Below are 8,473 nucleotides of genomic sequence, written 5' to 3' on the forward strand. Positions count from 1 at the left end.
TATTATGGCTAATATTTTTAGAAGGGCCGAACCTTTTGGACCGACCCTGCATGATTGAAACTTGACCACTGAAAATGTGTTTAAAATGATTATGGGAAGTTATAAAATCACTTACTATTAATGTCCTGTGCACTTGACAACCCCTTATCAGACTATTACAAATTAGTATAAGTACTAATAAAGTTACCTGCTAAGCTGTGGTAGGAATCATGAAAAAGATATTAGCAGTTTATGTGTTATTTATTGTATGGGGGGGGCATCAGCCGACATAGCGTTTGAATCCACATCCATCCCGGGTGATGTTTCCATCGATACCGTTGAAGTGGAAGTAACAACATACCACGTAGTATCAGTAGCAGATTTCCCCCTGCTCATGTCAGGGGAATATGCAACAGGTGAAGAGCGAAATTTATTATTCCCGACAGGAAGAACATATTGTCGCTGGACAGACAGAGCTTGATCCGGGTTCTTACACTATTAAATTCCTCACATCAGAAATCCTCCCGGCAGGATTGTATACGGTAGTAATTAAAGGGGTTAACGAAGAGGAACTAATCCGCAGGGTAGTAGTTCTTCCTTAGGGAGATGGTTGAGATGAGATACAAATCAATAGTTACATCAGTTTTTCTGATAATTCCGTTCTTTATTGTCTCAAGTACAACTGCTGAGATATTTGAACCGGCATACACTTATTCGATTTCCGGATTACCTATTGATATTGAATCTGCCGATTTCAACAACGATGACTTGGAGGATTTTATTGTACTCAATGATTCAACCTTCTTAGTTCCATATATCGGTGGGTTAGGCTGGTACGAGGTATTTCTTTCCAATGGGGATTGCAGTTTCATAAGACTGGGTGCTGTACCTCTGGATACCACGGGAGTTGATATCTACCACTGGCAGGTGCTGACTGGTGATTTCAATGAGGATGGTAATGAAGACTTTCTTTTAATGAATATGGATTCAAAACTTTATGTTGGTGATGGAACAGGAGGATTCTCTGAATTCAATACCTATCAATGGACAGCACACAACGGATGTGTCGGAGATCTGAACAATGATGGTCACCTTGATATAGTAGGGGCTCCATTTGATACGTTACATCACAATCCATATCCTATATTTGTTTATGGGGATACAGTAAAAACCCTACTGGGAGATGGATTAGGAGGCTTTACTGAAGTGTGGACATACTACAGATCCTCTACATCCTGTCAGTTGGCGTATTTTGGTGAAACTGGAGTTGATTCAATATTGGATCTGTGTGTACCGATGGGCTGGGGATTCAGTGTATACCAGGGCAATGGTGATGGAAGTTTCGCCTATCCAGAGCAATACTTCGCATCAGCGGCATTTCAATACTACAGCACCTGCGGAGATTTTAATGAGGATGGTTATACTGATATTGCTGTTGCAGGAGACGCTGCAATGAGCGAATACTCAACATTCGTTTTTCTGAATCAACAAGATGGAACATTTCTACAGACAGGTGAAGAATACTTTTATGCTGAATGCATGATGAAGCAAATATCGACTGCCGATCTTGATTTGGATGGGCATTTGGATATTTCGGTTGTAGGAACGATTGCAGGTTATGGAGACGGAACATTCAATGGTTTTGAATATCTTTCTAATGGACCTGGTCAGAAATTCAAGATTGCAGATTTTGATCTTGATTCAGATCCGGATTATGTATTAATTACATACATGGCTTCAGATAATATGGCAGTTGTTGCAAGGAACACAACAATCACGCAGGGTTGCGAAGGAGAAACAGCAGGCTCCATAATGGATCTAGTTCTTGATATTGCTCCAAATCCCTTCTCCGGGCTCGTCAGTATTGAGGTTTCAGTATACTCCGATGATTCGGAGAATCTTCAGATATTTGACATATCCGGCAGGTTGGTCGCAGAACTTGAGTCTGTTTCAAGCGAAGGGGAAGCTGTTTTCCATTGGAATGGAGAATCGTCTTCGGGAGTTGAACTCCCTCCAGGTATTTATACAGCAAGGCTAAGTTCGGGAAATATAGTTGCCACTGCTTCACTGCTGAAACTGGAATGAAAGAGAAAACCAAGGGTGCCGGGCCTAACATCTAAACATTTTGTCCTATTATATTTATATTTGGTTTGTATTCTATCCAAGTTCTTGGGCGCTGTTCAAAAAATGGACCGGACCAAAAGGCCCGGCCCCTCAAAACACAGTAAAGATCAGAGACTCAGTAATTCCAGGATTGCTTCCGATCCATTGCCATTTCTGACCCTGACGAAGTAAACTCCCTGCGAGAGATCGTCTGATTCGCCAAACACATATGATCCGGAAAAGCTGTCTCCGGTTACCAGGCTGCCCCTTATATCGTAGATGCTTATGGTCGCCTGATTGTCGAAACCGGTTGCGGTGATAGTTACCTGGCCGGCAAACGGATTCGATGAAGCCTGGAGTTCCAGAGCGGTACCCTCGACAGAACTCTCGATACCTTCGGTAAGATCTATCTTGTATATGCAGTCGTTATCGGTATCGCTTACCCAGAGGTAGCCGTCGTCATCAATGGTTACTCCGCAGGCGCTGGGAATCAGCGTATTGTCAATGAAATCGATCATAGTGTTGCTTGTGTTGTAGAGTCTCAACGGAATACTGGTCCAGTCGGTGGCTACCCAGATGTTGCCTTCGGTGGTAATAGCGATATCTCTGGTCTGGCTCCCACCGGTGTAGTAGATGTAAGAATATCTGGAAGTGATCGATGGAGCCGTGTATCTGTAGGTTCTATTCTGATTCCGTGAACTGACATAAATACGGTAGTTATCTTTTGCTGCAAGTCCCGTCACCGACGAGACAGGGTTACCTCAACCACCGCACATGCTGACAACGCCGAGATAGCTGCCCCCGTAGGTGTACTTATAAACGTAACCATTGGTGCTGTTGTTCCAGGCTCCGATGTATACATAGTAATTTTCAACTGCAAGCCCGGTGGCTTCATAGCTTGAAGCTACGATCGTGGTGAAAGATCCAAGAACGTTACCCGATGCCGGATCGATCTTGAAAACTTCTTTCGTGAAAGCATCGACGGCCCATAGAGTGTCGTTTTCCCAGCCAAGACCGGCGATGTCCCCGGTTGGGGAGTCGAAAGTCTGTATGATGCTCTTGGCCGGCGCGATCGAAATAAGGACGATCGCGAAAGTGAGAGCGATTCTCATAATTTTTTCCTGCTTTCCTGATTCGTATACCCAATATGATTCATAAAGCATCAAATTCATACTATTATACAAGGAATAATTTCTTCCGTACAGTACACGGTACAGGAAAGCTCGGTTCTTTCTCCTGTTCAAAACTTGACTGCTAAACATATGTTTACTATTTTTGTTCTGCCAGTGGAGGAGGTGGAATATGGTAACCAGGTACGATGAGCCTGTTGAAATGATAGGCCATTTCGCCCGTGGGAAGGTGCAGCCCTGCCGGTTCAGGTGGCATGGTCATGTGTACCATATTGCTTCGGTCTCATCGCAATGGGAAAACCGCGAAGGGACATATCCCCTTTTTCATTACGTTGTACGTACCAGGGAAGAAGATGTGTACGAGCTTCACCTAAATATATCCGATCTCACCTGGACACTTGATTTCCACTATTCCGAGAACAGTTAGGGGGTACCCCCCTCCATATGCGTGTAATATTCCACATCGACATGGACACCTATTTTGTATCGGTTGAACGCCTTTCCTTTCCATGGCTTGAGGGAAAACCTGTGATTGTGGGAGGAAGAAACCTCAGGTCCGTTGTGGCTTCCTGCAGTTACGAAGCTCGCGCGGTGGGGGTAAGGTCCGGTATGCCGATGGTCAATGCCATGCGGCTCGCGCCGGATGCCGCCATAATTTCCGGAAGTCACGGAAGCTATGTTTCTTATACCAGAAGAATTCTGAAGATACTTCTCTCGTTTTCTCCCATAGTCGACCCAGCCAGCATCGATGAGGCGTTCATGGATGTAGCCGGCGTCATAGGCGACAGATCGCCCCTGGAGTTGGCTGAGCGTATACAGGAGGATATTCTAAAAAGTACCGGCCTCTGGGCCAGCATAGGCATCGCACGGAACAGATTTCTGGCCAAGATGGCTTCAAAAGAGGCAAAACCCAGGGGAATTGCGGAGCTTGAGCCGAATGATATTATCGGTTTTCCGGTAGGCAGGATATGGGGCGTAGGCCCCGCCACACAGAGGCGTTTTCTCAGCCTGGGAATAGAAAAAATAGCGGACCTGCGGAAATTCACCCGCCAGCAGCTCCGGGCCCTTCTGGGAAAACATGGCGAAAGCCTTTACTTTCTTTGCAGGGGTATCGATGATTCACCTGTTGTTCCCGGAGACCTTTCTCCACCGCCCCTTTCAATAAGCAACGAGCATACGTTCAGCACCGATGTCCTAAAGCCGCAGGAGTATCTTCCGGTGCTTGCTATGATGAGCCAGAAAGTAGCCCGCAGAGCACGCGATAAAGGGCTTGCAGGGAATGCCGTCACATTGAAGTACAGGCTCAGTAACATGCAGCGCCGCTCCAGGGTCCGCTCACTTGCAGAGTACACTGACAGCGCCAGAACAATTTACACTGCTGCCCGTTCCCTGGCCCACCTTGCGATCAGCTCCAGGATAAGGCTCATAGGAGTGTGCCTCAGTTCCCTTACAGATGAATCAGGGCGGCAACTTGAAATGTTCGGAGGCAGAACTGAAAAAATCGATAATACGATAGATCGTATCCGGCACCGCTACGGAGAGGGTGCGGTTACAGGCGGTAGAACAATTGCAAAGATCGATGTTTCATAAAAGATCAACTGCCATTTGTATGCTGATTATGATTTAAAGCTCTGTTTATCATGAATGAAACGTTTTCTAAGGTGTTTTTGCTGACTATTGTTATATCTGGATACTTGTTTTGCCAGACCCTGAATATTTCATCAGCGAATGCCTGCCCGACACTGGAAACTCCCTTGAAATCAAGGATAACAGTGTTGTATTTTTCCAGACCCGTTAATAATCTTCGAGCTTGGGAGCGGGAGAGATAATTCGTTTTGGTATCGTACAATTTGATGAAAACTTCTGTTGTACTGAAATTGTAGTGATTATCGCTATACCGGTTGAAAACGGTATCGAGCTTCTTCGTTGAATCCGTGCTTATTGAAAAAGTAATTCTTGTGCCTTTTATGTTCTTAACATTCCTTACAAAAATATCATTGATTAAATTATCAAAGATCAATTTCATCCGGGAACTCTGTATAACCAGTGTATTTCCAGCCTTCGAAGTGAAGAATATTCCCTCACCACTATGTGAAGCGGGATCTGTAGTCAGTTTTCCCTTGGTAAGATCCTGAATGGCATCTATTTCATTATCCAGATCGTATTTCTCTTTAATATTCTTATAAATACCAATACCATAATCTCTTATCTCAAAGTAAATACTTTCAGGCCGTCTTTTCATTATCATTGTAATTTTATCAGAACAGGAATGTTCAATTGCGTTATTGAGCATTTCACAGAAAGCGTATTCAATTATTACCGATACATTTTTAGCAAGTTCGCATAAGATACCTGTATTTTGCCTGATATCGGAAAATATTTCGTCTTCGTTCAAATCATTGTTAAGGAGAATCTTTCTTACATTCTTTATTGCTTTTCTTTCTTTCGTGACCCGTTTTTCAGTTGCTGGAATGTATCTGGCTCTGTTTGCTTTACCAATAAGAGTAAGCACTCCTTCTTCACGAAGTTCTCTGAAAAATCGATTCACATATGTACGCGAATAGCCCGTATCCCGAACTATTTCAGAAGCCCGAACGTTCCCATTTTTTTGCAATTTTTTTAATATCAGTGATCTGACATCCATATTACACTTCCCGTGGTTTACAGCTATATATAAATCCAAAATATTAAGTTGTAAACAAGGTGTAAATAATGGTCATGTTGTCAACTACACATGGAAAAGATATTATAAGTTGTAAACTCATTACTGACGGTTTCATGGCTATTTATTCTGTTCCATTGACTGACGAGACGTTACGGATAAGATTAAAATCATGTCAGTGATTGAATCCGGGAAGGAATTGCAAGGGTGAATTATGAACGCTGAGCTGCTGCAAAGTAAGACGGATCTGCAGGTGGGTACATCCGGATACAGTTTTCCCGATTGGGTCGGTCCTTTCTATCCTCCGAGTACTCAAAAAGGAAAGATGCTGGATTTCTACTCAGAACACTTTTCCTCTGTTGAGGTGAACAGCACATACTACAGGATAATGCATCCAAAGATTTCCTGGAACATGGTCAACAAAACACCCGACGATTTCCAGTTCATAGTTAAACTGCATTCCAGCATGACCCACTCGAGGGACACCTCCAAGCAACAGTGGGACGAGTACGGCAGAATGATTGAACCGTTTACAAAGAGCGGTAAGCTCTCAGGTCTCCTTGCTCAATTCCCCTATTCATTCAAACCTTCGGAATCGGGCATCCGCTACGTTGAAGAACTCTACGTGAAAACAGAAGAAGTTCCACTCGCTGTAGAATTCAGATACGATGAATGGTACCGAAAGGACATTCTTGACAGGATAAGCGGCGCCGGGATGGCCCTTGTTTCTGTGGATCTTCCCAGGCTTCCCCATCTGCCGCCTCCGGTGGCCATAGGTGGAAAGCCCTTCGGTTATGTAAGATTTCATGGAAGGAATACCTCTCAGTGGTGGAATGGCGGCCCGCTCCGGTATAATTACAGCTACAGCGATGAGGAACTTCAGGCATGGCAACCTGCTATAAACAGGTTGGGCGCGGAATCCGGAAAGATGTTCGTAATGTTCAACAACTGTCATTTTGGTCAGGCCGTCAGAGACGCGATTAGAATGAAAGAACTATTTGCAGGAGAATTATTATGAAAAATGTGTTGGTACTGCTTTCAATTTGTACCACTGCGGTTGTGATTTTACCGGGTACGGGCTGCGGAGTTACCAATCCGGTCATATCAGCCGATTTCCCCTTTTACTTTCTTCAGGACATATCCACCTCAAATATTCCTTCCAGCTGCTGTTACCTCAAAGAGGGTAAAGATGGTATAGCCGCGTCGGACAGCCTTTACTTCGTGGATTACGAACATGGCTACTGCCTGGCCCGCGTAGACCTACAGGGATATACGGTAGAAGATGTGGGAGCAACCGCGGAGGGCGGTTATGCCCTTGCGTTATGCGGTAACCTTCTCTTTTACGTTAGCAACAGTACCTATGTTGTACACAGCCCTGTTGCCCTCAGCGCCTACGGCAGATTCATTCTGACAGATCCGACAGGTGGCAGCTGGCACCTCTATTCCGTTGGGGCAAACGGAACAATTACAACCATCAACTCTCAGTCATGGGATGTGACGGCTGTCGATGCGGTATCGGGGTTGCAGGATCCCGTAGCGGCTGTAATCACTTCCGATGGAACCGCAATATTTATAGTTGACGGTAACGATAACACCATCAAGAAGATATCCACGGGTGATCTCACCACGGTAACGGCTGAATGCGTAGTTCCCGGAGGGGTAAACGATCTCTACGCCGGCCCCGGTAATCTAATTTACGCAGCTCCCGATTCGTTGGATGCGATATGGGGAATCGATACAGGGACAGGCCAGCGTTATTCCACCTATCCAATATCCAGCCCGGCGTTATCAGTGGCGGTAACTCCCAACGATCATTACATCTATGTAGGTCACAAGAGCAGCGGTGTTTCGGTAATCAATGCCCAGAATAACAATGTGGAAGCTACTTCATCAACCTACGGCACGGTGCAGGATATCGCAATAAATGGAACCAACAACCGGGCGATGCTCTGCTCTAACCTTGCCAGGATATTCACCCTTGAGAAGTAGCAATGGAATCAAACACTTCTGAAACACATCGGTATTGACGCCAGCGATACTACTGTAGTACTATAATATCATGCCAAGAAAGATCAGAGAACTTATTCGAGAATTGAAGCAGGCAGGATTTGTAAATCGTGGTGGAAAAGGGAATCATCGTAATTTCAAGCACCCCTGTGGAGAAAAAATCACTGTCAGTGGAAATCCAGGGCATGACGCAAAGAAATATCAGGAAAGAGCTGTAGAAAAAGCCATTTCGGAGGTGAAGAATGAAACCAGCCGATAATTACCTTAAAATTGTTGAGTGGTCAGAGGAAGATCAATGCTATATCGGCTGTTGTCCCGGATTAATGATGGGTGGAATACATGGTGATGATGAAGTTGAAGTATACAAAGAACTATGCCAGGCTGTTGACGAATGGCTAAGAATCTACAGGGAAGATGGAGATCCACTTCCACCTCCAACTGCAGGGAGGAAATATTCCGGTAAATTTGTGCTTCGGGTTGGGGAAGATATTCATAGAACTCTGGCCGTTAAAGCTCTTCGAAATGGAGAAAGCCTGAACTCATACTGCGTAAATGTATTGAAAGAACCAGGATCTCACTATGGGGAGAAAAA

The 8,473-nt window shown here is 44.8% G+C and carries 11 protein-coding genes; 8 read left to right on the top strand and 3 right to left on the bottom strand.

Translation table 11 applies throughout. From position 1 onward, the window contains the following. Positions 1 to 395 precede the first annotated feature (395 nt). Together K8S15_11310 and K8S15_11315 are read left to right on the top strand one after the other, a co-directional pair. Positions 396 to 581: a hypothetical protein gene (locus K8S15_11310; protein MCD4776621.1), complete on the top strand. Its 186-nt coding sequence runs from the start codon at positions 396 to 398 to the stop codon at positions 579 to 581. A 13-nt stretch (positions 582 to 594) separates the two neighbouring features. Beyond that, positions 595 to 2,064, top strand: coding sequence for a T9SS type A sorting domain-containing protein (locus K8S15_11315; protein ID MCD4776622.1), 1,470 nt, complete (start codon positions 595 to 597; stop codon positions 2,062 to 2,064). A gap of 146 nt (positions 2,065 to 2,210) precedes the next feature. Here the strand turns inward: K8S15_11315 and K8S15_11320 are convergent, their stop codons facing one another. Beyond that, on the bottom strand, positions 2,211 to 2,825 hold the full coding sequence (locus K8S15_11320; GenBank protein ID MCD4776623.1) for a T9SS type A sorting domain-containing protein: 615 nt from the start codon (positions 2,823 to 2,825) through the stop codon (positions 2,211 to 2,213). An 18-nt stretch (positions 2,826 to 2,843) separates the two neighbouring features. Next, the gene (locus tag K8S15_11325; protein MCD4776624.1) at positions 2,844 to 3,194 is read right to left on the bottom strand and encodes a hypothetical protein; all 351 of its coding nucleotides are present in this window, start codon (positions 3,192 to 3,194) and stop codon (positions 2,844 to 2,846) included. 190 nt (positions 3,195 to 3,384) lie between these two features. On the opposite strand from K8S15_11325, the gene K8S15_11330 reads away from it, so the two are divergent. Then, on the top strand, positions 3,385 to 3,639 hold the full coding sequence (locus K8S15_11330; GenBank protein MCD4776625.1) for a hypothetical protein: 255 nt from the start codon (positions 3,385 to 3,387) through the stop codon (positions 3,637 to 3,639). A gap of 17 nt (positions 3,640 to 3,656) precedes the next feature. Next, complete coding sequence (dinB, locus tag K8S15_11335; protein MCD4776626.1) at positions 3,657 to 4,802, top strand: DNA polymerase IV; 1,146 nt, start codon at positions 3,657 to 3,659, stop codon at positions 4,800 to 4,802. A 4-nt stretch (positions 4,803 to 4,806) separates the two neighbouring features. On the opposite strand, the gene K8S15_11340 is transcribed toward dinB, so the two are convergent. Continuing rightward, complete coding sequence (locus K8S15_11340) at positions 4,807 to 5,724, bottom strand: DUF4325 domain-containing protein (protein MCD4776627.1); 918 nt, start codon at positions 5,722 to 5,724, stop codon at positions 4,807 to 4,809. A gap of 364 nt (positions 5,725 to 6,088) precedes the next feature. On the opposite strand from K8S15_11340, the gene K8S15_11345 reads away from it, so the two are divergent. From K8S15_11345 to K8S15_11360, 4 genes are all read left to right on the top strand, one after another. After that, positions 6,089 to 6,892 (top strand): DUF72 domain-containing protein, encoded by an 804-nt coding sequence (locus K8S15_11345; GenBank protein MCD4776628.1) that lies wholly within the window; start codon positions 6,089 to 6,091, stop codon positions 6,890 to 6,892. After that, entirely contained in the window at positions 6,889 to 7,863 is a 975-nt protein-coding gene (locus K8S15_11350) for a hypothetical protein (protein MCD4776629.1), read from the top strand. The genes K8S15_11345 and K8S15_11350 overlap by 4 nt, the downstream gene beginning before the upstream one ends. Positions 7,864 to 7,933: 70 nt before the next feature. After that, positions 7,934 to 8,140 carry a type II toxin-antitoxin system HicA family toxin gene (locus K8S15_11355; protein MCD4776630.1) on the top strand — a complete coding sequence of 69 codons (207 nt, stop codon included), beginning with the start codon at positions 7,934 to 7,936 and terminating at the stop codon, positions 8,138 to 8,140. Then, positions 8,124 to 8,473: toxin-antitoxin system HicB family antitoxin (locus tag K8S15_11360; GenBank protein ID MCD4776631.1), on the top strand; the 350-nt coding region annotated here is incomplete at its 3' end. The genes K8S15_11355 and K8S15_11360, both read left to right, overlap by 17 nt.

It is taken from the genome of Candidatus Aegiribacteria sp., assembly GCA_021108005.1.
GTDB lineage: Bacteria > Fermentibacterota > Fermentibacteria > Fermentibacterales > JCC-6 > Aegiribacteria.